Consider the following 25104-nt stretch of genomic DNA (forward strand, 5'->3'; position numbering starts at 1 on the left):
TGCTCCCTGCGATTGGTGACGACGACGTTAAGTACACCGATTGACGTGCTTAACGTATCGGGTCGATCCTGCGGGCGCAAGCTATGTACACCGATTCGTACCGAAATGGGTTAGGCTGCAGACGTGACCGAGTTGGAGAAGGGGCCGCGCGGCGTGCGCCGGGGCCGGGGCGCACGTGAGCGCATCCTTGGTGCATCACGGCAACTGTTCCGCGACCAGGGCATCAACGGCACGGGATTGGACCAACTCTGCGCAGTCGCCCAAGTGTCCAAACGAACGTTTTACCAACACTTTCCGAGCAAGGACGACTTGATCACCGAGCACCTCCGCCGGTTCGACCCCGACATCCTTCCCGAGGTGTTCGACCGCACCGACCTCACGCCCCGAGAGCGGCTTCTCGCAGTCTTCGACATCTACTCGCCGCTGTGCCCGTTCATCGCCGCCGCGGTCGAACTCCACGACCCCGCCCACCCGGCCCGCCTGAGCGCGCGCGACTACAAGATGGCCTTCGCCGCACGGCTGACCGACACCGCCCGCGAGGCCGGCGCCCCCAAACCCGAGCAACTCGGCGAGCAACTGGCGCTGCTGCTCGACGGCGCCTCGGCACGCAACCGCGTTCTCGACGCAGACACCTTTGCGACCGCCGCATCCATTGCCGTCGTGCTCATCGACGACGCCCTACCCCCGCAGTGACTGGATGCGCGCACGCTGAGCCATCAATCACCTCGACGACGTAGCGGCGAGAGGCTGCACGTCGACGGCCATGGGGAATGCGAACCCGGTCTCCTCTGTTCGATGGAGGAATGACACTTCAGCCGCCGCGGACGAACTCGGTGCAACTTCGCCTACCTCGAGATCTGCCACCTGCGCGCTAGCCCCTTGCCGGAACGCTCCGCCGTCACCGCCGCGGGCGTTTCCGGCCCGCCGGCATGGTTTAGCTCTCACTCCAGACACATGAACCCAGGAGAGGCAATGTCACCACAGGAGTCATCACGTCAGTCCGGAATACTCGTCATCGGGGCCGGTGAGCTCGGCAGCAACGTCGTACAGGCGCTGTCGCACCATCGAGACGCCGGTCCGGTGACCGTCCTGCTGCGGCCCTCCAGCACGCCGCAGGGCACTCGCCTGCGCGCCGACCTGGCCGACCGTGGTGTGACGGTCGCCGAGGCGGACGTGGCGACGGCACCGGTCGACGAGCTGGCCGAATTGCTCCGGCCGTTTTCGACCGTCGTAAGCTGCATCGGCTTCGCCGCAGGTCCCGGAACGCAGAGGAAGCTCACCCATGCCGTCCTGCAGGCTGGGGTACCGCGTTATCTACCATGGCAATTCGGCGTGGACTACGATGTGATCGGCCGCGGCAGCCCGCAGGACCTCTTCGACGAGCAACTCGACGTCCGTGACTTGCTGCGCGCTCAAACCGCGACCGAGTGGGTGATCGTGTCCACCGGCATGTTCACCAGCTTCCTGTTCGATCCCGGCTTCGGCGTCGTGGACGCTGCCAATCACACGGTGAATGCCCTTGGCAGTTGGGACACGGAGGTCACCGTCACCACCGCCGAGGACATCGGGACCCTGACAGCCGAGATCATTCAGTCCCGGCCCCGCATCGTCAATCAAGTCGTCTACGTCGCCGGCGACACCATCAGCTATCGCGAACTCGCAGATGTCGTCGAGCGAGTGGGAGGCATACCCGTCACCCGCAACCTGTGGACGGTCCCGTATTTGCTTGGCGACGTCGACCGGGACCCCCATGACGGGATGAGCAAGTATCGGGCGGTCTTCGCGCGGGGGATTGGCGTATCGTGGCCAAAGTCTGATTCCTACAACGTAACTCACGGCATTCCCACTCTGACAGCGGAGCAATGGGCCCGCGGTCGTCTGGTGAGCGCTACCTCTGACGGCAGATGGATCTGATCGAAGAGTCGGCCTTTCGGAGCAGTTGGGCCGCGCCGGCGGCGATGATGTGTGCATGCATGGAGCATGGGGGATCTCCGACCACACCTTCGTCAACTGGTACGTGGTGGTCGCGGCGATCGTCGCGGTCACATCGATGGTGTACCGGTACTTCGCGTTCCGTCGGTTCCCCGGGTCCAGCGACGCCGTCGACGCCTATCACGCAGGCTTTCTGACAGGAGGTCCTCAGCTGGCCGTGTACGCCGCGCTCAGCGAGCTGCGCCGTGCCGGCGCAGTCGACGCGACTCCCAACGGCGTCCTCTCGCCAGCCGCGCCACTACCGGTGAACGCGACACGACTGGGTCGGGCGATCTACGGGGCGACGACGAGCGGAGTGACCGCAGGTGAACTCAATCGTGACCCCGCGGTCGCGACGTCACTCACGTCGATTCGCAGCCAACTGGAGGAAGGTGGGTTTCTGCTGACGCCGACGCAGCGTGCTCGCGCCCGCTGGTTCGTGTACGCGCAGTTCCTGGTCGTGGGAATGGGCATGGCACGCGTGGCGACGGACCTCGTCAGTGGCGCGCCGGTCGGCAAGGTGTTGAGCGCCACCGTTCTCATCGGCCTTCTCACGGCGTTCGCGGTGACGGTGCCCAAGCGCACCCTCGCAGGGAGGGCCGTGCTGAGCGATCTGCGGCGACGCCACTCCGACCTCGCACCACCGAGGCGGGTCGTCGAAACAGGGCTGCTCGGTGCGCTTCTCACCCACCGGCGGCGCCGGCATCCACCGCACGAGCCACCCCTCGACACTCCCGCCGCGGCGGCTATTGCCGTTGCTCTATTCGGGGGCGAGTCGCTGTACGCGCTAGACCCGACGTTTGCGTCGGCCATTGGGGTTCCGCGACATCGGCCACAATACGACGCCGTCACCTTCGGTGGCACCTGATACCGGAGGCCATCTGGCCGGAGCTCGCCACCTCGAGTCCACGTCGGACGTCGTCAGAACTCCCGCAACGTCTCTCGCAAGGTCTGCTTCGTGTACTGCGTGCGGACGACACCCCGTCGCTGCAATTCGGGCACGAGACCGTCGGTGACCTCGATGACGTGTCTGCGGCTCACGCCCTGGTTGTGCAGGGTGATCAGGAAACCGTCGCCGCCGACCTCGTCCATCAGCCATTCCATCTCGTCGGCTACGGCCGACGGCGTACCGATCAGCGGATAGGACGAGGTGAACTCCGCAGCGTCGTAGACGAGTTCCCGCAGTGTCTTGCCCGAACCGGATTGCTGGAACTTGTCCAGTGAGCCTTGCTCGCCGTTGGTGGTCAGATGGGGCAGTGGCGAGTCGAGATCGAACTCGGCGAAGTCGATGTCGGTGATCGACGACAGCAGCGACAGCGACTGTTCGGCGAACGCCTGGGAGGTGACCAATCGTTCGCGTCGCGCCTGTGCCTCCTCGGTGGTCTCGCCCAACGTCGGAATGACCAGGTACATGACTTTGATCTGGTCCGGATCGCGGCCCTGGGCGGCAGCCCGGCCACGGATGTCCGCGCGGTAGTCCCGCATCCCGTCGACGCCGTCGGCGATCGTGATGATGGCGTCGGCGTGCTTGGCCGCGAAGTCGCGGCCCCGCGGGGATCCGCCGGCCTGCAAGAAGGTCGGCCGGATCTGCGGCGACGGCGCGGTGTTGAGCGGTCCCCGGCACTTGTAGTACTTGCCGTGGAAGTTGATCTCGTGCACCTTGGTGAAATCGGTGTGCATACCGCGTTGACGGTCGACGACGACGGCGTCCGGCTCCCACGAATCCCACAATTGGTTGACCAGATCCATGTACTCGTCGGCCATGGCGTAGCGATCTTCCCGCGGCGGCAGCTGATCCAGACCGAAGTTCTGCGCCGCGGCGTTCTCGGCGCTGGTCACGATGTTCCAGCCGAACCGTCCGTGGGAGATGTGGTCGATCGTCGAGCACAACCGAGCCAGCAGGAACGGCGGGTAGCCCAGCGTCGACAGCGTGGCCACGATGCCGAGATGCCTTGTGGCGCCACTGATCAACGCCGCCAGGGGCGCCGGATCGTGTTTGGGCACCATGCCGAATGCGTGTTTGAGCACCGCTTCCTTCGTGCCGCCGAACGCCTCGGAGACGGCCAGCTTGTCCTCCATCATGATGAAGTCGAAGCCGGCACGCTCGAGGTTCTTCGCCATCTCGACGTAGAACTGGCCGTCCCACGGCGTTCCGCCGCCCTGCTCGAACGGTCCGGTCCACAGGTCGGAGGTGAAGTTCATGAACCAGCCGAGATGGAACTTCTTGTCTGTCACGGGTGTGCCACTACTTTCTCTTGGTCGGGGGTTGCAAGCTTTAGGCCGGTCCGGATGGCAAGGCCGATGCCAAACAATGCGGCCGTGACGATGAATGGCGCCCAGTCGACCAACGGGGTGCCGGTGCGAGGCCACAACACGTTGACGGTCTCGGCGATCACCCAGATGAGGGCGAGCCATCCCGCGGCGTGCCCGGCGCGGCCAAGGAATGTCGGTTCCGAACGATCCCAGGTGCCCCGCATCTTGGCGACCGCCAGCCCGACGATGGGGAAGGCGAACGACAGGAAGAAGCCTGCGGTGACGAATGTGACCAGCAGTGTGTAGATCTGCACGCTCTGGAACGGCAAGTACAGCAGGATGCCGATCGCGCCGGTGACCACGGTGGCGATGGTCGGGGTGTTGATCCGCCGGTGCAGTCTGCCGAGGTGACGGCTCACCGGCAATTCTCCGTTGCGTCCGTAGGACCACACGATGCGGGACACGGCCGAACTGACCGCCACCACGGTGGCGAAGTAGGCGACGACGAACAGGATCATGACCGCCTTGAAGGCTGGCGGCGGGAGATACGCAGTGAGCGTGGCCGCGACGGGGTCGGCCGCGGCGGCGGCGCTCTCGGGCATGGCCATCAAGAAGGCGAAGCACGTGAGGAGCACGACGAGTCCGACGCCAACGAGGGATCCGACGATTGCCTTCGGGATGTCGCGCTGGGGCTCGCGGACCTCCTCGGCGAGGGTGCTGGCGCTCTCGAAACCGAGGAAGGACCACCCGGCGAACATGATCGCGACCACGAACGGGGTGGCCATGAAGGCCGTTCCGGATGGCCAGGTGAGCCCGTTGCCGAGCGTCGCGACGCTGTTCACCGAGTGAAAGCACAACAGCCAGAACGCGATCCCCACGGAACCGACCACCTCGGCGACCAGACACAGGAAGCCGACTGTCCGCACTGCCGCGCGGCCCAGCACGTTGACGAGCACCGCGCCGGCGAGGATCACCATCCCGATGACCGTCATGAGTGTCCGGTCGTCCGTGTCGAGGTCGAACGCGGCCGCGGCGAACAGTGCGCCCCCATAGGACACCGCGGTCAAGGTGATCATCAGCGTCCACATGTAGGCCCATCCGGCGAACCACCCGTAGGCCGGCCCGAGCAAGCGCCGCGACCACTGGTACACCCCGCCGGCCATCGGCCACCGTGACGCCAGCACACCGAACGTCACGCCGATCAGCACCTGCCCGATCAGCACGACGAGCAAGGCCCACCAGAAACCGGGTCCGGCCGCGGCCAGGCCGAGTCCGAACACCATGTACATGGCCACGATCGGCGAGACGAAGACGAAGCCCAGCATGGCTGCCGACCACATGCTGAACTCGCGTCGCATCGGTGCGGTGGCGGTGACCGTACTCGTACCTGCACGGGTCGCGATGTCGTCCACGGGCGCTCCTCCGGCCGTGCTCCTGCCGATGCAGGAACGTTTCTGCGACCGAAGGTAGAGAGATCACATGACGCCGAACGGCTGCTACAGTAACGTTCCTGTTACCGTCCGCTACGGCGTCGTGACGTGCTCGACCTCTAGCGCTGAGAGCTGCTTCGGACGACGAGATGCCCCGGTACGACTTCCTGGCGTGGCTCGGCGTCGAGTTCGATCTGGTCGATCAGCATCCGGACCGCGGCGCGCCCCATGTCCTCGGCGTGCAGTTCGACCACCGAGATCGGTACGGCCGCATGGGCAATCGCCGCACCGTCGCCGATGTTCACCAGCATCAGGTCCTGCGGGATGCGTAGCCCCAGGTCCATCGCTGCCGATTCCGCAGCCAGCGCCAGCTGGTCCAGGCCGACGAAGAGCGCGTCGGGAGGGTCGGGACCGTCGAGGATGTCGCGTATGGCGGCGTGGGCCACCGACGGCCTGAAGGCGCCCGGAATGCGCACGCTGCGGCTGGCTACTCCGCGCGTGGCACACCAGGACGTGAAGTGGTGCTCGACGGAGTGGATGTACGAGGCCGGCGATTCCGGGCTGACGAGCATCGGCCGACGCGAACCGGCGCGTTGCAGATGGTCGAGGACCTCGGCAACCACGCCGGCCCAATCGTTGTCGACCCAGCTCGCCGCGGCGGAGTCGGTGCGGCCCACCGTGCTCACCGGGGTGCCCCGGCGGTGCGCGGCCGCGAGCAATTCGTCGCCCATGGCGGGGTCGACGGCGATCAGCCCGTCGTGAGCGACGTCCAGCTGCATCTGTGCCGGGGCGACCGTCAAGAGGAAGCCGCGTTGATTCGCCTCGATTGCGGCGCCGGCCATCACCCGCATGAAGTATTCGACCTGCCAGAGCGATTCGGCGTCGACGTCACTCGGCAGCATCGTGATGACCAGGATCCCGGTGCGTCCGCTGCGCAGCGACCGCGCCGTCACACTGGGCCGGTAGCCGAGCTCGACGGCGATCCGGCGCACCCGCTGCCGGGTCTTCTCGGGCAGGGAACCATTACCGTTCAGCGAATCCGACACCGTCGTGGTGGACACGTTCGCGGCGAGTGCCACGTCACGCAACGTCACCCTGCCTCCACCGCGCTCAGCCGCCATGCGCGCTCAATCTAGGCCTTCGCCCACGAAATCTCAGCGCAACGACCGACCCGGGCTCGCCTCTTGGGCCTCGGTCGGAGCGATAGGCCCCGCTCAACACCCGGCGATGAGGCCGGCCGACAATTCGTGCAGCGCCGCTGCGAAGCCACGCACGGTGGCGTCATCCGTCTCGTGGGAGCACATCCACCGCACCTCGCCGGTGACGGAGTTCCAGGTCTGAAACTCGGCGATTCGACGTACCGCGTCGTCGATGGCCGGCGGCAGGATGGCGAAGACCGCGTTCGCCTGGGTTGGCTGGGTGATCGTCAGGCCGGGCACGTCCTCGACCAGGCTGCGCAGCAGCGCTGCCTGCGCGTTGGCGTGGTGAGCGCCCCTCAGCCACAGGTCTCCCTCGAGAAGGGCGATGAACTGCGCGGAGATGTAACGCATCTTCGACGCCAGTTGCATCGTGTACTTGCGGATGTAACCGATTCCCACTGAGCGTGCGGGGTCCAGCACCACGACCAGCTCGCCAAACAGCAGGCCGTTCTTGGTGCCACCAAGGGACACGACGTCGACGCCAAGGTCGGTGGTCAATGCGCTGAGCGGAACATCGAGGGCCGCAGCCGCATTCGCCAACCTGGCACCGTCGAGGTGAACCGACATCCCGTATCCGTGGGCGAGGTCGGCGATATCGGCGATCTCGTCGGGGGTGTACAGCGTGCCGAGTTCGGTGCTCTGGGTGATGGACACCACCGAGGGCTGGGCGTGATGGACGTTGCCGAAGTCGCGGGCCAGCTCGCGAACGTGTCGCGGGGTGAGCTTGCCATCGGTGGTGGCTGCGGGCAGCATCTTCAGCCCGGCCACGCGCTCGGGAGCGCCCCCCTCGTCGGTGTTCACGTGAGCGGAGCTCGCGCAGATGACTCCACCCCACGACGGTTGCATCGACTGCAGGGCAACCACGTTCGCGCCGGTGCCGTTGAAGACCGGGAACGCCTCGGCCCGGGGGCCGAAGTGGGACCTGATGATGTCCTGCAGTCGCGCGGTGTACCGGTCGCGTCCGTAGCTCATCTCCTCGCCGGCGTTCGCCGCGATGAGGGCGTCGAGGACCTCGGGGTGCGCCCCGGACCAGTTGTCGGAGGCCAGTACGTATGTCATGTCGGTGTCGATTGGTCGCAGCTTTCGCTAGTGGGGGAGTCGTCTGCCCAGAGCAGACCAAGGGAGGCCAGCGTGATCGGAAGGGGACGTCCGCGATCGTCCCAGCCGGCCAGGGCGTAGTACTCGCGAACGGACGCGGCGAAGGTCGATCTGTCGAGGACCGCTCCGGCCAGCCGCCCGGCGTCGATCGGTTCGTCGAAGAACCGGTCCGGCAGCCGGTCGTCTTCGGCGTCGATACCCTCGCGAAGGTTGTACAGCCGCATCAGGTTCCAGCGCCGCCGACCCCACATGAAGATCTCGTGATCGCTGGTCAGCCACCCGGTCACGGTGTGGACGAGTTGGGCGACGTGCCGCTGGGTCAGCTCCCGCATCGGCGGGCCGGCGAACAGGCAGAGACCCAGCGCATCCAGGCCGCTCCACAGGTCCAGTAAGGTCGCGGTGCGGGCCACTCTGGCCGAGTCGAGTCGCTCCATCGGTTCCCACTCGTCGACGCCCAGCGTGCGCATCTGACTCAACGCGTTGGACGGCCCGTCGACCGGATCGAAGTCGAGGTCGTGCTCCACGATCTCGTACCGGGGCCCCAGTGGGCTAACCGCATAGGCCAGCGCCTGCCCGGCCGAGGCCCTGGGGTCATAGCGCCCCAGTTCCAGTCCCTTGACGTGCATCGCCGCGCCGGTGTCGCCGTGCGCCTCGGCGAGCCGGCGCACCCCCTCGCCGAGCGGCCCGGCGCCGTCGGTTCGGTGCGCGATCCTCTCGGCCGCCGAGGCCAGGCCCTCACCGCCATCGCCGTTGACTTCTCCGACGTGGGCCCAGACCGCCGACAGCGAGACGGGATCGAGGCCCAGCGCGTGGCAGCGGGCGTGCACGGTCAACGCGGTCGCCAGATCGGTGATGCCGCACCCGAGGACGAGTGCGGCGAGCCCTTCCTCGTCGAGGCCGCCGAGCCGTTCGTCGACGGCGTTGGCGTATCGCTTGATGCAGTCGTTCGGGCAGCCGGGACATCCACCTGCGGAGCCGGTCAACGCATCCGCGAGTCGCTCGGCGGCGTCGGCGGGGAACGTGGGCAGGACATTGGTCTCGAAGTTGCGCGAGGCGGCGTATCCGGTCATGCCGTCGCCGAGGAACCAGCCGCCGAACCCGGTGGGGGACAGCTGCGCTGCGGTCAGCGCGTTGTGCGTCATCCGGCGTCGGTATCCCTCGGTGACCGCCTCCAGTTCGTCCGGGTCGTACACCGGGGGCAGGTCGCCGGGGATGACGACGATCGCCTTGAGGTTCTTCGACCCCATCACCGCCCCGAGACCCATCCGATTGGCGGGATGGATCCATTCGGTGAGGACGCTTGCGTAGCGCACCAGGCGTTCCCCGGCGGGCCCGATCGTGGCGACCGCCGCCTCGGCGCCGTGACGCCGCTTCAGAGTCTCGGTGGCGACCTGGGTCTCTGCTCCCCAGAGGTCGACCGCCGGACGCAGCTGGGCGCCATTGGGGTCGACGAGCAGGTAGGTCGGTTCGGTTGCGCGACCGCGCAACACCACCCCGTCACATCCAGAGGCCTTCAGCGCCATGCCAAATGGCCCGGTGACGCGCGCTTCGCCGACACCACCAGTCAGGGGCGACTTGGCGACGATGGTGAACTTCGACAGCCCGACGGCATGGTGGCCACCGATGACGCTGGACAGGAACATCAACAGCGAGGCGGGATCGAACGCGTCGAGCCCCGGTGGCGTCGAAGTCAACAGTTGGCGCACCCCTAGAAGGCCGCCGCCCACGTAGCGTCGCCAAATCCGTTCCGGCAGCACTTCGGCGGACACCGCACCGGAGGTGAGGTCGACGTGCCGGAGGCGTCCGGTGTAGCCGTACGGCGGGCAGGACGGAGGCGTCATGCGGGAGATGGCACGCCGCACTCGAGTGCGAGGTCGGCCCAAAGTTCCTCGGGGATGGCGAGATTCGCCAGCGCCGTGTTCTCGCAGAGTTCGGCGGGGGTGCGAGCGCCGGTGAGCACCACCCGAACCGCCGGATGCCGGTGGGGGAACTGCAGTGCTGCGGCCTTGAGCGGTACGCCGTGCCGCGCGCACACCGCCGCCATGGCGGCGGCTCTCGCAGTGATCAGCGGGTCGCTCGGCACGTAGTCGAACGTGGCGCCGGGGGCGCCCGGGTCGGCGAGAACCCCGCTGTTGAAGACCCCGGCGGCGACGATCGCCACGCCGCGGTCCTCGGCAAGTGGCAGCAATTCGACGGCCGCGCTCTGGTCCAGCAAGGTCCACCGACCCGCGATCAACACGCAGTCCAAGTCGACGGCGCGCAGGATGTCCACGGCGGGTTCGCAGTGGTCGATGCCGAGCCCGATCGCGCCGACGACGCCCTCGTCGCGAAGCCTGTTCAGCGCGCGGTAGGCACCGTCGATCGCGGGCTGGACGTGGTCGTCCGCGTCGTGGACGTGGACGACGTCGACGCGATCCAGGCCGAGCCGGGTCAGGCTCTCCTCCAGGGCGCGCAGCGCACCGTCGTAGGAGAAGTCGAAGACCGGTACTTCGCGGCCGGTCCCGCGGTAGAAAGGCTGGCCGTCGAATTCCTGGGTCGTGTCTAGCTCAGCCGACCCGATGACCGCGGGGTCCCGGAGCAGGCGGCCTACCTTCGTCGCGACGGTGAACTCAGCGCGTGGTCGTCGGGCGAGTGCGCGACCGAGGCGGCGTTCGGCATTGCCGTAGCCGTAGAGAGGGGCGGTGTCGAAGAAGCGTACCCCGTGGTCCCAGGCCGCATCGACGGTCGCGGTGGCGTCCTCTTCCGTCACCGGGGTGAACAGTCCGCCCAATGGTGCAGTTCCCAGGCCGAGTGGTGTCACCTCGACACCGCGAATGGTCGTGCGGTCCATGCCGAGCGTCACGGCGCTGGCTCCGCCACGACGGCGATGACTCGCGCGGGGCTGCCGTCGGCACCGACGATGCGCAGCGGGCTGACGATCAGGTCGAAGTGATCTGGCAGCGCAGCGGTGTTGGACAGGTTCTCCACGATGATCACGCCGTGCCCGAGCAGGATCTGGTGCACGTCGTCGCACCCGGGGGCGTCCACCGACGGACTGTCGATGCCGACGAGCCGCACGCCTCTGCCAACCAGGTGGAGCGCGGCATCCGCGTTCAGATGCGTTGAGCCAGACAGGTATTCGGCAGTGTCAGTGCGGTCGCTCCAACCGGTGTGTACGACGACCCGCTCGCTCGCTACCGCCCCGAGATGCTCCGGCGTGACGACCCTGGCATCGACGGCGATTCGCTGGCTCGCCCCGACCAGCACCTCGATGGGGATCTCGTCGACGCCGATCTCACCGGCGACGAAGTGCGACGGCGCGTCCACGTGGGTGCCGCAGTGCGAGTCGATGGTGATCGCCGTGCCGGCCCAGCCGTCGGACGCAATGTGGGAATAGGGTTGCAGCACCGGCGGAAAGTGGTCGGGCTGATTGGTCGGCATGTCCGGCGAGATGGGCATGCTCAGGTCGACGTAGGCCGTCATGCTCGGTCGAACTCCTCGTCCCGCATGACCTCTGGCGTCGCGCGGCGAACGTAGAGCACCCAGGCGGCGCCCAGCAGCAGCCAGACGACGACTGCGATCTGCACGCTGCGGCCGAACGTCCAGCCGGCGTCCCACAGCGAGCCCAGGTAGGACTTGTAGATGACGAAGCAGACCACGGCGATGCCGATGACGGGGACGATGCCGTGCATCAGCACGTGGAAGCGTGCCCGCTGAAAACGTAGGTGATACACGATGTTCGCGATGTTGACACCGAGGTAGGTCAGCAGGGCGAGTGACGACGCCATGGTGGCCGACCAGTTGTACTGGCTGGCGGTGCCGAGCGCGGCGCCGAGTGCGAGGGTCACCACCACGGTTACCACCAGGCCAAGGGTCATCGCGTTGCCGGGTACCCGCGCACCCGGCTTGAGGTGACCCAGCCAGGCGGGGACCGTGCCCTGGCGACCCATGGCGTATAGCGCCCGGCTGCTGGCGACGTTCTGCGCCAGGAAGATCGCGGTGATCGACGTGAACGCGATCACCGAGATCACGAGCTGTCCGATGCCACCCCAGAACTTGTCGGCCATCGCCGAGACCGGCGTCCCGCCGTTGGCGACGACGTCGACGACCTGCTGGACGGGAAACGCGGCGACGAAGCCGAGCGCGGTGATGACCCAGTAGGCACCGACGGCGACCACGGCGACGACGGTGGCGATGGGAATGAACTTGCGTGGGGTGTGCGTCTCTTCGGCCAGCGTGGAGACGGCGTCGAACCCGACGTTGGCTTGGATGCCGAACACCAGCGCGGCGAAGATTGCGACCGTGCCACCGGTCGCGGCCGACGGAGTGAACGAGTTGGCGACGTCGGTGGTGGTGAACGACCCGTTGCCGGTCTGCACGATGAAGATGGTGAGCATCAGCGCGAACACCACCACCGACTCCAGGATCATGAAGATGACCGTGCCCTTGAGGCTCAGGTCGATGCCGCGAAAGTTGATCGCAGCCACGATCACCGTCATCAGCAGCACGCCGACGGCCCAGGTGAAGTATCCGGTGGGGACGCCGACCTGGCTGAGGATGTCGTTGAAGAAGAGTGCCCCGATGCCAGGCAGCACGATTTGGGCCAGCAGGTAGAAGCCGTTGAGGATCCAGCCCGCGAAGACGCCGGTCTTCGGTCCGATGGCGCATCGGACCCAGGTGTAGGCGCTGCCGGCGCTCGGCAGGGACCTCGACAGGGCTGCGTATGACAGGGCGGTGGGCAGCGTCACCACGATGGCGATGAGGAAGATCAACGGCACCACGGGGCCCGCTGTCGCCTCGATCGGAGTGAAGTTGAAGTAGAGGCCGCTGGCAGGCGACATGATGATGGCGCCGAGCAAGGCGGCGCCGACCCATGACATGGAGTTCTTGCGCAGGCCCTGGGCCGCAGTGCCGTCGGGCAGGTCGTGGCGTCCTTCGGTGGTACTCGGTTCAGCGCTCATCTGCCTCGTGTCCTTCGTGTGCCGGTCCTGGTTAGCAGGGACCCTACGAGCGCTGCGCCGCAGCCGCTGTCCATGTAGCGTGAAGATTCGTGAAGCAATCCTTCACGAATCTTGAAGTTGCCGACCTTCGCTTGCTCTCCAGCTTTGCAAAGGTCGCGGCGCAGGGTTCGATCACCAAGGCCGCCGCCGAGCTGGACTACGTCCCCTCCGCGGTGTCACAGCACATCACCGCGCTCGAGCATCGGCTGGGCGGATCCTTGCTGTTCATCCGCAAGCCGGGCAGCCGGTTGGTACTGACGGCGGCGGGGCGCGCGCTGGCGGATGCCGCCGAGAACATGCTGGCCGCGGCGGCCGTCTTCGGCGACGCGGCGCGCCGGATCTCCGACGGGGACGGGGTGGTCCTACGGGTGGGCGCCTACGGCACCGCACTCAGCTTCCTGCTTCCCGACGTGTTGACGACGTTGGAGGGCGCCACTCCTAGCGCGCGCATCGAGACCGTCGAAGTCGAACCTGCCGAGGGTGTTTCGCTGATCGACACCGGAGAGCTCGACGTGCTCATTGCCCATCGCTATCTGCCAGAGGAGCAGCCACCGTCGGGAGAGAACACCGACGCACGTTTCTTGGGCCAGGAGCCCATGCTGGTGCTCACCTCGGCAGCAGGCCCTTCGAAGACTCTGGCGGACTGCATGGACGCCGATTGGGTGGCAGGTTCTCGCCGCGACGTCGACCGGCAGCTGCTGTCGCGGTGGGCCGGACAATTCGGCTTCCATCCTCGAGTCAGCCACGAGACCCGCGATTGTCACACCGCGGTCGAGTTGATCGTCAGCGGCGCCGCAGTGGGACTTCTTCCTGCGTCGGTGTTCTCCGCTCCGCACAACCGATCACGGCTGGCCTTGGTCGACTGCGGCCAGGATTTCGCCCTGCCCCACCGTGACGTTCTGACCATCACCCGGGTGGGGTTCCAGACCCGCGTGGGGGAGCTGCTGCTGGACCGCGTTGCTGAGGCGTTCGGCAGGATCACCGCCTGAGCATCAGGTCGGCCGCGCTTCGATCACCTCCCTCAGCGATACGCTGCGGTGCGGTGCGACTCGACATCCGCTGGCGCTACCTCGCGACCCGACTCGTCAAGATAGTGCAATCGCACCAATTCCCCTGCCGGTGAACGTCGTTCGATCGACGGCCCCTGTACCCGCGGCAGGTGATCGTCACCCCATTGTCCGAGTGCGCCCAAGACGAGTTGGAGATCGTGTCCGGCCTGGGTGAGGTGGTATTCGTGGCGCTCCCGGCGACCCGGTTCCCGATACGGTCGACGTTCGAGCACGCCGTACTCCACCAGGGTAGACAAACGTGCGGCAAGGATGTCCGACGAGACGCCCAGCGCGTCCTTGAATTGATCGAAACGCGTTGCACCGCCGCGCGCTTCGCGCAGGACCAGCAGACTCCACCGCTCGCCGACCACGCGCAGCGCACGTTCGATCGAGCACTGTACGTCGTCCAATGATCGGAAGGGCATGCGCTCAGGATACGCCTGGATTGACATTTCCCATCCAGGAGCTAGGTTGGATTTACCAACCCAAAGGAGAGTGCGCATGAGGTGTTCGAAAAGGTCGCCATCGCGGCGGGTCCCGTCTTGCGTCCGGGTCCGGACATGAGCCGCCCAGGTGTTGGCAATCTCACCTGAGCAAAGTCGTTGCCGTAAAACGACTTCACGCAATACGCCGATCCTCTACGAAGGGACCACCATGAAGTTCAGCATCTTCCTCCCGAGCGGTTTCACCCACGAATTCGCCGACATTCCCGAGCCCCGCGAGGCGTATGAAGGCCTGGTACGGATCGCCCGCGCCGCCGACGAGTCCGGCTTCGAAGCCCTGCTGATGCCCGACCACCTCACCGCCATGCAGCCCGCACAACAGACGCAATTCGAGGCATGGTCAACGATCACCGGCCTCGCCGGAGTCACCACGCGGGTGCGACTCGGGTTGCTCGTCGCCTCGGTCGGCTACCGCAACCCCGCGTTGGCGGCCAAGATCGCCAGCACCGTCGACGTCATCTCCGGCGGACGCCTGATCTTTGGGCTCGGGGCCGGCTGGCACGAGCCGGACTACGTGCAGTACGGATTCGACTTCGGCAGCGCGAAGGAGCGCCTGCAGCGACTCGAGGAAGCCGCCCAGATCGTTCTCGGGTTGTGGACTCAGGACGAGGTGACCTTCGACGGAACGTTCTACCGAGTGGACGGGGCAATCAACCAGCCCAAGGGTATTCAGCAACCACACATTCCGCTGATGATCGCTGGGTCTGGCGAGAAGGTCACCCTGCGCACGGTCGCGAAGTATGCCGACGCCAGCAACATGGCCGACGCACCCGAGGTCCTACGCCACAAGTACGACGTCCTCAAGCGGCATGCCGAGGTCGCCGGTCGCGACTACGACACCATCAAGCGAACAGTGATGGTCTTGGTTCACATTGCCGACACCGACGCCGAGGCGCTCGCGACCCTGCCGGCGGCTCCGCTGCCGATCTATCCCGGCGACGTCGCGTCGTACGGTCTGATCGGCTCGGCAGAGACCGTGGCCTCGCGGATCGGCGCCTTCGAGGCAGCCGGAGCCCAGGAACTAGTCCTGCACTTCGCCGACACCCCTACCGCCGAGCAGGTGACGCACTTCGCCGAGACTTTCGCCGCCTAAATGTGGCAGCCGATCCTAGAATTTCGCCCATGGCCCGTCCGGATCGATCTGGTCGGCTACCCAGGAGAGACCATCGATGACAGATGCCTTCGTCCTTGGCGGGGTTCGCACCCCGTTCGCCCGCTACGGCAGCTCGCTGTCGCACCTCCGCACCGACGATCTGCTGGGCATGACCATGAAGGGGGCGTGCGAACGCGTCGGGGTGCCGTTGGACCAGATCGAGGACATCGTCGCCGGCTGCGTCAACCCGGCCCACGAGGGCATGGGTGACGTCGCCCGCTGGGCGGCACTGGCGGCGGGATTCCCCGACAGTGTCGCCGGTGCGACGATCAACCGGTTCTGTGGTTCGTCGGTGAGCGCGACGGCCAACATCAGCCACGCCATCAAGGCGGGCGATCTCGGCGTCGGGATTGCCTGTGGTGTCGAGTCGATGTCGCGGTCGGGTTGGGCGTTGATGAAGGGCGATGCGGCGTTCAGCCCGCGTGGCCCGGTGTTCATGCTCGACACCATGTGGGCCGGCGCGGGCGGTCCACCCAACCCGGCGCTGCTGGCCCGCAACGCCTACATCGCGATGATCGAGACGGCGCAGAACGTGGCCGACCGCTACGAGCTGTCTCGCGAGGAGATCGACGCGTTCGCACTGCGATCGCAACGCAAGGCCAAGGCGGCTCGCGACTCTGGTCGGCTGGCCAAGGAGATCATGCCCGTGAGGATCCCGGGTACGAGGAAGACTCCCGAGCGACTCTTCGAGCACGACGAATTCATCCGAGACGACACCACGGCGGAGACGTTGGCGAAGTTGCCGGCCCAGCCGGGCACCACCCAGATGACCGCCGCCAATTCCACACCGCTGACCGACGGTGCCAGCGCCATCGTGCTGGCCTCGGGAGAACGGGCCGCAGAACTTGGGGTCGAGCCATTGGCCCGGGTGGTTTCTTCCGCGGTATACGGAATCGACCCGCTGTTCATGGGACTGGCGCCGGCGTGGGCCATTCCGCTGGCCATAAAACGTGCCGGCCTCACGCCAGAGCAGATCGACGTCTGGGAAGTCCACGAGGCATTCAGCGCCCAGGCGCTGGGCGTGTTGCGTGAACTGCCACATCATTTGGACGGATTCGTCGTTCCCGACGACAAGCTGACACCGAACGGGGGAGCAGTCGCCATCGGTCATCCGTTCGGTGCCTCAGGCACCCGATACGTGCTGACGCTGGCCACCGAATTGCGCGAGCGCAACGTCCGTTACGGAGTGCTCGGCGTCTGCATCGGATCCGGGCAGGGCGTGGCACTCCTCCTGGAGAATCCCCGCGCAGCCTGACCGGCGGTCGACGCGAACCGTTTCCGACTACGACACCTTTGAGGCGTGGTCAGGTCTCCTGGCCGCTGCGATGAATGCTTCGAGTTCGCCCGGGATGTCGGGCCCAGTAGGTTGGTAGATGATTTCGGTGATCCCTCGTACGGCGAGTTCGGCCACGCGGTCACCGATGTCGGTTGCGGTACCAGTCAGAGTGGTCTGTGGGATGGCCTGCCAGCTGCCTGCATCCCACGCCGTGGAGTCGGCGTCGTTGAGACCGACGAGGTGTTGGTCGTAAATCGCCAAGTGCCTTGACGCAGGCGGGTGTTCGTTGATCGCGTCGAGCCAGACCCGCCCGGCGGGTAGGGCGACGACGTCGCCGCCAAATTCGTGAGTTGCGTGGTAGGCGAGGGCGTTACCGGGCCCTGCGGCCGCCCTCACGCGGTCGGAGTGAAGCGATTCGTCCCCGCGCAGCACGGTGCCGTGGACGCCGAGCGCGGCCCAGGCGAACCGTGGGGCAAATCCCGTCTCGCCGTTGACGGTGAAGAGGCCGTCGGCCAATTCTCTGGCGACGGCGAATCCCTTGGGTCCGAGGGCGGAGATCAACACGGGGACGGCGACGGGCCGGGGCGGGGCGAAGCCGGCCGGGTGCATCATCTGCATCTGCGCCCCGCCCCACTCGACGGTCTCTCCGGCGAGCAATTGGCGGAAGGTGCGGACGTATTCGCGCAGGAACGCCCATGTACTGGGTGCGGCGCCCATCGCCCGTGCGCCGGCAAATCCCGTGCCGAAAGCCACGGCGATTCGCCCCGGTGCCAGTGCCGCGAGCGTTGCTGCGGCCGAGGCGTTGACCATGGGGTGGCGCAGGGTGGGGACGAGCGCGCCGGGACCGAGCCCGATCGTGGCGGTGCGTTGCGCGGCCAACGCGAGCATCATCCAGACGTCGGGGCTTTGGTGTGGGGTGTCGAACAACCATGCCCGGTCATAACCCAGTTGCTCGGCAATGGCGATGTGATGGGGAGAGTCCAAAGACGTTGCGAATTGGACAGAGATCTCCAAGGATTGGCTTCCGGGTGGGCAGGGAGGTGGGAGCGGGATGGTGACGACGCCGTGTGCCGCCGTATCGGTTCGGCGTGACGTCAGGCGTTGGTGCCCCCGTCCACGGTGAGGCTTGCGCCGGTGATGTAGCCGGCTTCTGGTCCGGCGATGAATGAGACCAACGGGGCGATGTCGTCGACGTGGCCGTAGCGTTTGAGTGCGGTGGCCGCGAGTTGAGGTTCGGCCCACTGGTCGTCGGCTGGGTTGAGGTCGGTGTCGATGGGTCCAGGCTGAATGTTGTTGACGGTGATGCCGCGCGGTCCAACCTCGCGGGCCAAGCCCTGGGTGAACATCCTCACCGCGCCCTTGGTCGCGGAGTAGGCGACCAAGCCGGGAGTCATCATCCTCTCGCCGACGCAGGAGCCGATGGAGATGATGCGTCCGCCGTCGGGTAGATGCTTGAGCGCAGCTTGGGTGGTCACGAATAGGCCGCGGACGTTGAGGTTCAGTACGTGGTCGAGTTCCTCGAGGGTGGTTTCCTCGAAGGGCTTCGGGATGGCGGTGCCGGCGTTGTTGACCAGGATGTCGAGCCGCCCGTAGAGGGTGACCACCTCCTCTACCGCAGACGACACGGCCGCGGCGTCGGTGGCGTCTGCCTGTAGTGCGACCGCGGTGCCACCGGCGGCTTCGATCGCAGACACGACCCTGGCGGCGTCCTCGGCGCCCTTGGCGTAGGTGATGGCCACGATCGCGCCGTCGTGGGCGAGGCGCTTGGCAATGGCGGCACCGATGCCGCGAGATGCCCCCGTGACGAGGGCGACCTTGGAGGTCAGGTCAGACATGAGGCTGCTTTCGTCGTGAGCCACCGGTGGACGCCGCACGATGTGCGACCGCAGTGAGCCGTCTGGGTATGACGCTATGCAGCCGTTAGTGTTCTGGAAAGGTCTTTCGAAGCTGAGGGCATATCTTGGAAGCATGGGATCGCTCGAGTTGCGTCACCTCCGCTATTTCGTGGCCGTCGCGGAGACGGGAAGTCTCACCGAGGCGGCCGCGCGGCGACTGCACACGTCGCAGCCCTCGCTCAGCCGTCAGATCCGCGATCTGGAACACCAGGTGGGCGTGGATCTGCTGAGCCGCAGCGTGCGCGGTGTCGAGTTGACCGAGGCGGGGCGGGTCTTCTTGGCTCACGCGCGAGCAATCGTGATGCAGGTCGAGGCGAGTGTCGAGGCGGCACGGCGAGCAGCGCAACCGATGCGGCGAACCTTCACCGTCGGCTTCCTGACAGGGCTGGAGCCGACGTGGTTGCCGCAGGCGATGGAGGCCTTGCAGGATCGGTTGCCGAACATCCAAGTGGTGGTCTCCAGTGACTACTCACCGAACCTGGCTGACGCGCTCACCCGGGGCCGGATGGACGTTGCCTTCATGAGAGCGGAACCCGCCTACCCCTTGGAATACGTCGTGGTGGAACGTGAACCGCTCATCGTGCTGATGCCGAGGGACCATCGCCTCGCCACCGTCGACGCCGTGTCGCCGCGGGAACTGATCGGGGAGACCTTCATCGGCGGATCGAACAAGGCCGGCGTCCTGCAAGCGGTCACCGAGGACTATCTGCGGCGCCGTGGCATCGACGCCGCGGTGGATCACGGCGTGGACAACATGGCGATGGCCATGTCGTTGGTTGCCTCCACCCGGGGGTTGGCGTTGATGCCCGCCTACGCGCTGGGGTTGCTTCCGCAGTCGGTGGTCAGTCGCCCGCTCGAGGGCCCAACGCCGACGATCGAGGTGGTGATGGGCTACTCGAGGGCCAACACCTCGCCGGTACTCAAGCTGTTCCTGCGACGGTTGAGCGCGGTCGAACCGAGCAACTCCGGCTGACGCGGGTAAGAGTGCCAAGCGGGTACTCGGCGCCCGTGGAATTGGCGGGCAGGCGCCACCTTTCGTCACTCTCGAGCGGAGCTGGTCACGCCCACGCGTGCGCGTAGTCCCGGGTCAGCCAGGTCCCCTCGCACGGATTGCCGACCGAGACGTGCGCGCGCCGACGGGCGGGCTCGAAGATCACCCCGACGGCCGTGGTCCACTGATCCAGCGCGTGCATCCCGCGATCCGGATGGCAGCAGATTCCCGCCGGGCTGCCGGCGTGGTCGGCGAGGATGCGTTTCCACCCCTCGACTCCGGCGTGCGGCGTTTCGCGGGCCAGCCTGCGCACCCGTTGCAGCCGAAACAAGGAGTCTGCCATCAGCATGGCGCCGGCATCCTCGACGGTGCCCGCAGGTGCCTGGGAGAAGTGGTTGGCGTGCAACAGGAGTCCGTCGTCGTCGGGCACACCCCAGACGACCTCGGCGTAGCCTCCCGGCCGCGTCTCTGCGTTGGCCACCAGACCTTCTCCGGTGCCGAACAGGTAATTGGCCGAGGAGGACCGCCGGCTCGCCTGCAGCAGGGTCGCAGCCTCGGCGGCGGTCCGGCAGTCGAGTAGCGCGCGGAGCATGACGTGATAAGGCACCCCGGGTTGGCCCGCATCGGCCGAGCAAACCAGGGCGTTGGTCGCCAATGCGAGGCCGCTGGAGTTCATCCCGAACTTGGCCAAAAGCCCGGCCTCGACGACCGTCATGAATGACGGACCTTCGTCGGGTTCGGCCTCGACGAGCACGATGGTGTCGGCGGAGAACGTCAGCCAGTCCCAGGTTTGGCCGATGAGCTGTTCACCGTCGACGGTCCGCGCGGCGAAGGACGTGCACTCGAGGATTGGAGGCAGGTGCGCGCCGGCACCCCGAACCTTCGCCGCGAATAGGATCTCGGTGCGCAGGTTCATCGCCAGCACGTCGGCGAAGTCGAGACCGGCACCCTCCGCGATTCCGGCCATTTCCTCGACGGATGCGGGATGGAATCGCCTGATGGGGTCGACGAAGGCCTCGGCCTCTTCGCGGGCGCGGTCCCAATCCCATCTCGCGAAGTGGGCGTAGACCTCGGCGTAGGCGTCGCGGGTCCGCCGCACTCGGTCGGCGACTTGTTCGCCGTACTGGGCGCCGCGTTCGCGGGCGGTGCCGCCGAGCGTGACGATCGGCAGTCGGGGATCGGTCGTGATCAGAAGACCTCCGTCGACGGCGGTTTGGGTTGTGGCCATGCGCGAGGCCGCTTATCCCGCGATGAACAGGCACTTAGCAGCGACCTCGTCGGCGCGACCAACCCTACTCAGAATTCCTGGCGGCGCCTCGGGACGTCGAAGCGTCGACCGCCAACGGGGGAGCGGTGGCGGTTTACGGGGACGGCCCACCGGGTTCCGCCTGTAAATCTGGGCAATAGTGAGATCCTGCTAACAACTGCGTACTTTTGCTAGCGCCAGCGGGAACACCTTCCTCAGGCCCGGACTCAACCGCGACACCGCAAGGGCCCAAGAAGGATTCTGCGGTGTTCACCACGGAAGGATTGGCATGGCGGACAACACCAGCGGACCCATCGCGGCTCTACGAGCCCTCATCGACGGCAGCGTGGGCCTCACCAAGCAGGTCATCGGAATCTTGATTGGCAACGACCGTCTGCAGGAGCAGGGCAAGGCTCAGGTCGACAAGGCCGAGGCCGAGAAGGACGTCGCCAAGAAGGAAGCGGAGGCCGAGAAGGCCCGCGCGGAAGCCAAGACCCAAGAAGCGCGTCAGAAGGCTGCAGAGAAGTCCTAAGACCCGCTGGACAGGTGCACGGCCGGCCGCTTGCGACTGGCCGTGCATTTGCATGGGTCACGGCCGCGCCGGGAATTTGAGAACTTGGTAGATCCGGCGACTACGGCTAGGGCCCAGTCTCCGGCGCATGGCAACGATGTTCGTGGCCGCCCCGCGGTGTCAAGTCACCGCGCGTCAAATGATCTTGTAAAGGGCGGTAACCGGTGTCGGGTTCCGTCTTCCAGCAGTTTGTCGTTACAGCAGCTAGTCTGGCAAACGTGATGCCCGCTCGCGACGATGGTGGTGTGTCGCTGGAGGCCGCGGCCGGGGGCGTGGGCTTGTTTTCGCTGCTGCAACCCATCGTGGCGTTGCCGGATGCGGAGGTCGTCGGATACGAGGCGTTGGCGCGTTGGCCGTCTCCGGGAGTGGACCCCGCCGCCGTGTTCGCCCACGCTGCGCGCACAGGTCGGTTGGACACCCTCGACCGGTCGTGCATCGGGGCGGCGATCGAATCGGGGGTGAGGGCAGGCGTCCCCAATGGGGCGATGCTCGCGGTGAACTGCGAACCCAACAGCGTCTACAGCGGGCGTGACGACGACGCCCTCCTCGATCGCGCTGCCGACGCGTTCGCGATCGTGTTCGAACTCACCGAACGATCCCTGCTTCAACAGCCAGCGGCGTTGTTGGCCAAGGCTGCTGCGATCCGCGACGACGGGTTCGTCGTCGCATTGGACGACGTCGGCGCCAATGCCGAATCGCTTGCGCTGCTCGACGTCTTGGCCCCCGAGATCGTGAAATTGGATTGGCAGCTGATCCAGCGGCATACCCGCCGGCACCAATCCCAGACCCTGGCGGCAATTCTCGCTTACCACGAACGGACCGGCGCGGTGATCCTCGCCGAGGGCATCGAGACCGTCGAACATCTCGAACGGGCGATGGCAGTGGGCGCAACGCTGGGCCAAGGCTATCTGTACGGTCACCCCCATTCACCGACCCCGGCGGAGGTCGCGGCGATCCGACCTCGACCAATGCCGTTGTCAGGACACCACTTTGGGTGGCCGACACCCGCCGAGTCACCACGCTCACCCTTCGACCTGCTGAGTACCGACTGGACCCGCACCGTGCGCACCGCACGGAAGGAAGTCCTCACCGCATTCTCTCGCCACATCGAGCGGCAAGCCGCAGACATCGTGGATCCCGCCATGATCCTCACGGCGCTGCAACACGGGCACAACCTCACCCCTGCCACCCGCCACCGCTATGAACGACTCGCCGTGACCGCGCCGCTGGTAGCCATCCTCGGCCATGACGTCGGACCACGACCGGCCCCAGGTGTTCGAGGCGTCGACCTTGATTCCGCTGATCCGTTGTGTCTGGAATGGACGGTGGTCACCCTGGGCCCGCGTACCGCCTCGGCGCTGATCGCCCGCGAGCACGACCCGGGCGCCGATCCACGTGACGACGACCGGCTCTTCGACTTCGTCCTCACCTACGACCGAACCCTGGTGGCCGCGGTCACCCGGCTCCTACTGGCCCGCATCCACTGACATCGTGGTGGTCTTCTTCTCGCTGTGTCGTCAGTCGAGCGGGTGACGTGGGGGGTTGATCCGTCGACGGTGTGTGTAGGTGAGGACTCGTCGAGGAAGGGAGGCTGATGGACAAACTTCACTGGGTCACCTCGACTTTGGGCATCGTCCTAGCCCTGGGGCTGACGCGTCTTCTGACGACGGGCGTATCACTGTTCCGTGTCCGCGACCAGGTCAAGATGGATTGGATGGCCGTCGTCTGGGCGGGGTCGATCTTCCTGCTGTTACTGCAATTATCCTGGGCGACTTTGTACTTGGCGCAAGTCGACACAAACTGGACATTTCCCAAATTCCTGGTGGTTCTGAGCGAAGCGACGCTGCTGTACGTGGCCGCTGCGCTGATACTCCCGTCCCACGAGCTCCGAGCAGGGGAGACACTGCGCGACTACTTCGACAAGGACGGCCACTGGGCGGTAGCCGTCGTGGCGGTCTACAAGGCGGTGGCGATGCTCATGAACTGGGCTGCATTCGACGCCTGGCCTCTGACTCGAGACGGCGCCGTCAACGCCGTCCTGTTGGTGAGCGCAACGGCGTTCGGCATGACGCACCGGGTGCGCGCACAATGGGTGACGACGCTCGTGTTTGCCGCTGTGTTGGTTGGTGCCGCATTCCTCATCGGATGACGGTGCCGCCGATGCGCCGCCCCAAGATCGACTACCGACGATTAGGGGAGTGCCTTGCGCATCCGCATCGACGTCATCTCGTAGCCCAAGGATTGATAGAGACCTACCGCGACCGCATTGTGGCCAAAGACGTTCAGTCCCAGGTCTACAGCGCCGTGTCGGAGCGCCACCTGTTCGGCCAGAACCATCACCTGCCTGCCGAGGCCGCGACCCCGCCGCGCTTCGGCGACGATGATGTCGAATACCCACCAGTGCTGGGGTTGCTCGGCCGACTGCGGTCCAATCCACAGCAGGCCGGCGTTGAATCCCTCGTCTTCGATGCGGAAGACGAGGTGACCCGGGGCCGCGCGTCCGCCCGGGAAGTCCCGGGCGAACGTGTCCGCCGCGGTTGTACTGGCTATGGACGCAGGGACGCCGGCGGCCTCCAGATTGACCCGATACGACTCGGCGGCGTCGATGAGGTACGTGGCGACGTCGTCGTCGGTGGCGGGTTCGAGTGCAACGGGCATGCCGAAGGCTACTACCACCGGGCAGACGGGCATCGTCGAACCGCCGAGCGTCGCCGCTGGGTGCGGACGACCCCGTCGAACGGTCTCAGCTGACGACACTCGCGCCGGACGGGTCTTGGTCTTGAGCCCGTTGAACGATTGAATGTGGCTCATGGTGGGCCACTCGGCGATCTTGGTGACGGGGATGTCTGGCGTGGGGAAGTCGGCGGCGTTGCTTGAGTTGACCCGACGCGGGTTCACCGCCATCGACACCGACGATGCCCACTGGATTCATGTCCTCGACGGCGAACCGCTGTGGATAGAGGCCCTCATCGACGAGCTTTTGGCGCGACCCCGCGCGACACCACTGTTCGTCCAAGGAACGGTCGCCAACCAGGGATGCTTCTACGACCGCTTCGATGCCGTCGTGCTGCTGAGTGCGCCCCCGGACGTCGTATTCGAGCGCCTTGCCCACCGCACCAATAATCCATTCGGCAAGACTCGAGCCCAACGTCGGCAGATTGCCGCCGACATTTCCCGAGTCGAACCGCTCTTACGGCAGGCGGCCACCCACGAGATCGTCACCACCCGTCCGCTCGCTGAGGTGGTCGATGAATTGGTTGCCATCGCTGACAACCCTCGCCAACGCCGGTAGCACGTCGATCCTTTGACGGTACAACCCGCTGAAGCCACTCAGCCGGCATCTGATGCGACCGAGGAAGACGCGGCGCTGAACGAAAATCGGTTGCTCGAAAGCTGAGCCGCGGCGTTGACTGGGGAACATGAACGAGGGGGATGAAACCCGGCTGGCCGGCATCGTGGCTCGACGATTCGGGGTCGCCGAAAGCATCGA

At 66.3% G+C, this 25104-nt stretch carries 24 protein-coding genes; 11 read left to right on the forward strand and 13 right to left on the reverse strand.

Features of this window, described 5'->3' with window-relative positions; translation table 11 throughout:
• The first annotated feature begins 123 nt into the window (after positions 1 to 123).
• The 3 genes from H7K45_RS23510 to H7K45_RS23520 all read left to right on the forward strand — a co-directional run bounded on the left by H7K45_RS23510 (position 124) and on the right by H7K45_RS23520 (position 2839).
• The gene (locus tag H7K45_RS23510; protein WP_263998457.1) at positions 124 to 693 is read left to right on the forward strand and encodes a TetR/AcrR family transcriptional regulator; all 570 of its coding nucleotides are present in this window, start codon (positions 124 to 126) and stop codon (positions 691 to 693) included.
• Between the two features lie 279 nt (positions 694 to 972).
• The gene (locus H7K45_RS23515; RefSeq protein ID WP_263998458.1) at positions 973 to 1914 is read left to right on the forward strand and encodes an aromatic alcohol reductase; all 942 of its coding nucleotides are present in this window, start codon (positions 973 to 975) and stop codon (positions 1912 to 1914) included.
• A 55-nt stretch (positions 1915 to 1969) separates the two neighbouring features.
• Positions 1970 to 2839: a TIGR04222 domain-containing membrane protein gene (locus H7K45_RS23520; protein WP_263998460.1), complete on the forward strand. Its 870-nt coding sequence runs from the start codon at positions 1970 to 1972 to the stop codon at positions 2837 to 2839.
• 53 nt (positions 2840 to 2892) lie between these two features.
• On the opposite strand, the gene H7K45_RS23525 is transcribed toward H7K45_RS23520, so the two are convergent.
• From H7K45_RS23525 to H7K45_RS23560, 8 genes are all read right to left on the reverse strand, one after another.
• On the reverse strand, positions 2893 to 4206 hold the full coding sequence (locus H7K45_RS23525) for an NtaA/DmoA family FMN-dependent monooxygenase (RefSeq protein WP_263998461.1): 1314 nt from the start codon (positions 4204 to 4206) through the stop codon (positions 2893 to 2895).
• Entirely contained in the window at positions 4203 to 5636 is a 1434-nt protein-coding gene (locus tag H7K45_RS23530; RefSeq protein WP_263998462.1) for an amino acid permease, read from the reverse strand. Before H7K45_RS23530 ends, H7K45_RS23525 begins: the two co-directional genes overlap by 4 nt.
• A 137-nt stretch (positions 5637 to 5773) precedes the next feature.
• The gene (locus H7K45_RS23535; RefSeq protein ID WP_263998463.1) at positions 5774 to 6775 is read right to left on the reverse strand and encodes a LacI family DNA-binding transcriptional regulator; all 1002 of its coding nucleotides are present in this window, start codon (positions 6773 to 6775) and stop codon (positions 5774 to 5776) included.
• 93 nt (positions 6776 to 6868) lie between these two features.
• The gene (locus H7K45_RS23540; RefSeq protein WP_263998464.1) at positions 6869 to 7912 is read right to left on the reverse strand and encodes a threonine aldolase family protein; all 1044 of its coding nucleotides are present in this window, start codon (positions 7910 to 7912) and stop codon (positions 6869 to 6871) included.
• Entirely contained in the window at positions 7909 to 9792 is a 1884-nt protein-coding gene (locus H7K45_RS23545; protein WP_263998466.1) for an aldehyde ferredoxin oxidoreductase C-terminal domain-containing protein, read from the reverse strand. The genes H7K45_RS23540 and H7K45_RS23545 overlap by 4 nt, the downstream gene beginning before the upstream one ends.
• Complete coding sequence (locus tag H7K45_RS23550; protein WP_263998467.1) at positions 9789 to 10793, reverse strand: aldo/keto reductase; 1005 nt, start codon at positions 10791 to 10793, stop codon at positions 9789 to 9791. Before H7K45_RS23550 ends, H7K45_RS23545 begins: the two co-directional genes overlap by 4 nt.
• Positions 10790 to 11413, reverse strand: a complete 624-nt coding sequence (locus H7K45_RS23555) for a cyclase family protein (protein WP_263998468.1) — start codon at positions 11411 to 11413, stop codon at positions 10790 to 10792. Before H7K45_RS23555 ends, H7K45_RS23550 begins: the two co-directional genes overlap by 4 nt.
• Positions 11410 to 12891, reverse strand: a complete 1482-nt coding sequence (locus H7K45_RS23560; protein WP_263998469.1) for an APC family permease — start codon at positions 12889 to 12891, stop codon at positions 11410 to 11412. The genes H7K45_RS23555 and H7K45_RS23560 overlap by 4 nt, the downstream gene beginning before the upstream one ends.
• Before the next feature lie 89 nt (positions 12892 to 12980).
• On the opposite strand from H7K45_RS23560, the gene H7K45_RS23565 reads away from it, so the two are divergent.
• Positions 12981 to 13919, forward strand: coding sequence for a LysR family transcriptional regulator (locus tag H7K45_RS23565; protein WP_263998470.1), 939 nt, complete (start codon positions 12981 to 12983; stop codon positions 13917 to 13919).
• A 32-nt stretch (positions 13920 to 13951) separates the two neighbouring features.
• Here H7K45_RS23565 and H7K45_RS23570 read toward each other — a convergent pair whose 3' ends face one another.
• Entirely contained in the window at positions 13952 to 14482 is a 531-nt protein-coding gene (locus H7K45_RS23570; protein ID WP_263998471.1) for a winged helix-turn-helix transcriptional regulator, read from the reverse strand.
• 151 nt (positions 14483 to 14633) lie between these two features.
• On the opposite strand from H7K45_RS23570, the gene H7K45_RS23575 reads away from it, so the two are divergent.
• The gene (locus H7K45_RS23575; protein ID WP_263998472.1) at positions 14634 to 15575 is read left to right on the forward strand and encodes an LLM class F420-dependent oxidoreductase; all 942 of its coding nucleotides are present in this window, start codon (positions 14634 to 14636) and stop codon (positions 15573 to 15575) included.
• Between the two features lie 76 nt (positions 15576 to 15651).
• Positions 15652 to 16890, forward strand: coding sequence for a thiolase family protein (locus H7K45_RS23580; protein ID WP_263998473.1), 1239 nt, complete (start codon positions 15652 to 15654; stop codon positions 16888 to 16890).
• Between the two features lie 27 nt (positions 16891 to 16917).
• On the opposite strand, the gene H7K45_RS23585 is transcribed toward H7K45_RS23580, so the two are convergent.
• Entirely contained in the window at positions 16918 to 17895 is a 978-nt protein-coding gene (locus tag H7K45_RS23585; protein ID WP_263998475.1) for an LLM class flavin-dependent oxidoreductase, read from the reverse strand.
• Between the two features lie 110 nt (positions 17896 to 18005).
• Entirely contained in the window at positions 18006 to 18746 is a 741-nt protein-coding gene (locus H7K45_RS23590) for an SDR family NAD(P)-dependent oxidoreductase (RefSeq protein ID WP_263998476.1), read from the reverse strand.
• Positions 18747 to 18879: 133 nt separating this feature from the next.
• Here H7K45_RS23590 and H7K45_RS23595 point away from each other — a divergent pair, with 133 nt between their 5' ends.
• Complete coding sequence (locus tag H7K45_RS23595; RefSeq protein WP_263998477.1) at positions 18880 to 19779, forward strand: LysR family transcriptional regulator; 900 nt, start codon at positions 18880 to 18882, stop codon at positions 19777 to 19779.
• 85 nt (positions 19780 to 19864) lie between these two features.
• Here the strand turns inward: H7K45_RS23595 and H7K45_RS23600 are convergent, their stop codons facing one another.
• On the reverse strand, positions 19865 to 21025 hold the full coding sequence (locus tag H7K45_RS23600) for a C45 family autoproteolytic acyltransferase/hydrolase (RefSeq protein WP_263998478.1): 1161 nt from the start codon (positions 21023 to 21025) through the stop codon (positions 19865 to 19867).
• A 307-nt stretch (positions 21026 to 21332) separates the two neighbouring features.
• On the opposite strand from H7K45_RS23600, the gene mbp1 reads away from it, so the two are divergent.
• From mbp1 to H7K45_RS23615, 3 genes are all read left to right on the forward strand, one after another.
• Positions 21333 to 21575, forward strand: a complete 243-nt coding sequence (gene mbp1, locus H7K45_RS23605) for a microaggregate-binding protein 1 (protein ID WP_263998480.1) — start codon at positions 21333 to 21335, stop codon at positions 21573 to 21575.
• 260 nt (positions 21576 to 21835) lie between these two features.
• A complete protein-coding gene (locus tag H7K45_RS23610; protein ID WP_263998492.1) occupies positions 21836 to 23101 on the forward strand; it encodes a sensor domain-containing phosphodiesterase in 1266 nt (421 codons plus the stop codon).
• A 107-nt stretch (positions 23102 to 23208) separates the two neighbouring features.
• Positions 23209 to 23763, forward strand: coding sequence for a hypothetical protein (locus H7K45_RS23615; RefSeq protein ID WP_263998482.1), 555 nt, complete (start codon positions 23209 to 23211; stop codon positions 23761 to 23763).
• A 41-nt stretch (positions 23764 to 23804) separates the two neighbouring features.
• Here H7K45_RS23615 and H7K45_RS23620 read toward each other — a convergent pair whose 3' ends face one another.
• Positions 23805 to 24272, reverse strand: a complete 468-nt coding sequence (locus tag H7K45_RS23620) for a GNAT family N-acetyltransferase (RefSeq protein WP_263998483.1) — start codon at positions 24270 to 24272, stop codon at positions 23805 to 23807.
• 142 nt (positions 24273 to 24414) lie between these two features.
• On the opposite strand from H7K45_RS23620, the gene H7K45_RS23625 reads away from it, so the two are divergent.
• Entirely contained in the window at positions 24415 to 24906 is a 492-nt protein-coding gene (locus tag H7K45_RS23625; RefSeq protein WP_263998484.1) for an AAA family ATPase, read from the forward strand.
• Positions 24907 to 25104: the final 198 nt, after the last annotated feature.

Source organism: Mycobacterium yunnanensis (genome assembly GCF_025823185.1).
Classification (GTDB): Bacteria; Actinomycetota; Actinomycetes; order Mycobacteriales; family Mycobacteriaceae; genus Mycobacterium; species Mycobacterium yunnanensis.

Coding starts and splice junctions, on each gene's coding strand:
- H7K45_RS23520 (WP_263998460.1), top strand. CDS start 1,970: ATGCATGGAGCATGGGGGATCTCCGACCACACCTTCGTCAACTGGTAC.
- H7K45_RS23570 (WP_263998471.1), bottom strand. CDS start 14,482: ATGCGCACTCTCCTTTGGGTTGGTAAATCCAACCTAGCTCCTGGATGG.
- H7K45_RS23595 (WP_263998477.1), top strand. CDS start 18,880: ATGGGATCGCTCGAGTTGCGTCACCTCCGCTATTTCGTGGCCGTCGCG.
- H7K45_RS23555 (WP_263998468.1), bottom strand. CDS start 11,413: ATGACGGCCTACGTCGACCTGAGCATGCCCATCTCGCCGGACATGCCG.
- H7K45_RS23625 (WP_263998484.1), top strand. CDS start 24,415: ATGTGGCTCATGGTGGGCCACTCGGCGATCTTGGTGACGGGGATGTCT.
- H7K45_RS23615 (WP_263998482.1), top strand. CDS start 23,209: ATGGACAAACTTCACTGGGTCACCTCGACTTTGGGCATCGTCCTAGCC.
- H7K45_RS23575 (WP_263998472.1), top strand. CDS start 14,634: ATGAAGTTCAGCATCTTCCTCCCGAGCGGTTTCACCCACGAATTCGCC.
- H7K45_RS23610 (WP_263998492.1), top strand. CDS start 21,836: ATGCCCGCTCGCGACGATGGTGGTGTGTCGCTGGAGGCCGCGGCCGGG.
- H7K45_RS23560 (WP_263998469.1), bottom strand. CDS start 12,891: ATGAGCGCTGAACCGAGTACCACCGAAGGACGCCACGACCTGCCCGAC.
- H7K45_RS23515 (WP_263998458.1), top strand. CDS start 973: ATGTCACCACAGGAGTCATCACGTCAGTCCGGAATACTCGTCATCGGG.
- mbp1 (WP_263998480.1), top strand. CDS start 21,333: ATGGCGGACAACACCAGCGGACCCATCGCGGCTCTACGAGCCCTCATC.
- H7K45_RS23620 (WP_263998483.1), bottom strand. CDS start 24,272: ATGCCCGTTGCACTCGAACCCGCCACCGACGACGACGTCGCCACGTAC.
- H7K45_RS23545 (WP_263998466.1), bottom strand. CDS start 9,792: ATGACGCCTCCGTCCTGCCCGCCGTACGGCTACACCGGACGCCTCCGG.
- H7K45_RS23600 (WP_263998478.1), bottom strand. CDS start 21,025: ATGGCCACAACCCAAACCGCCGTCGACGGAGGTCTTCTGATCACGACC.
- H7K45_RS23590 (WP_263998476.1), bottom strand. CDS start 18,746: ATGTCTGACCTGACCTCCAAGGTCGCCCTCGTCACGGGGGCATCTCGC.
- H7K45_RS23540 (WP_263998464.1), bottom strand. CDS start 7,912: ATGACATACGTACTGGCCTCCGACAACTGGTCCGGGGCGCACCCCGAG.
- H7K45_RS23535 (WP_263998463.1), bottom strand. CDS start 6,775: ATGGCGGCTGAGCGCGGTGGAGGCAGGGTGACGTTGCGTGACGTGGCA.
- H7K45_RS23580 (WP_263998473.1), top strand. CDS start 15,652: ATGACAGATGCCTTCGTCCTTGGCGGGGTTCGCACCCCGTTCGCCCGC.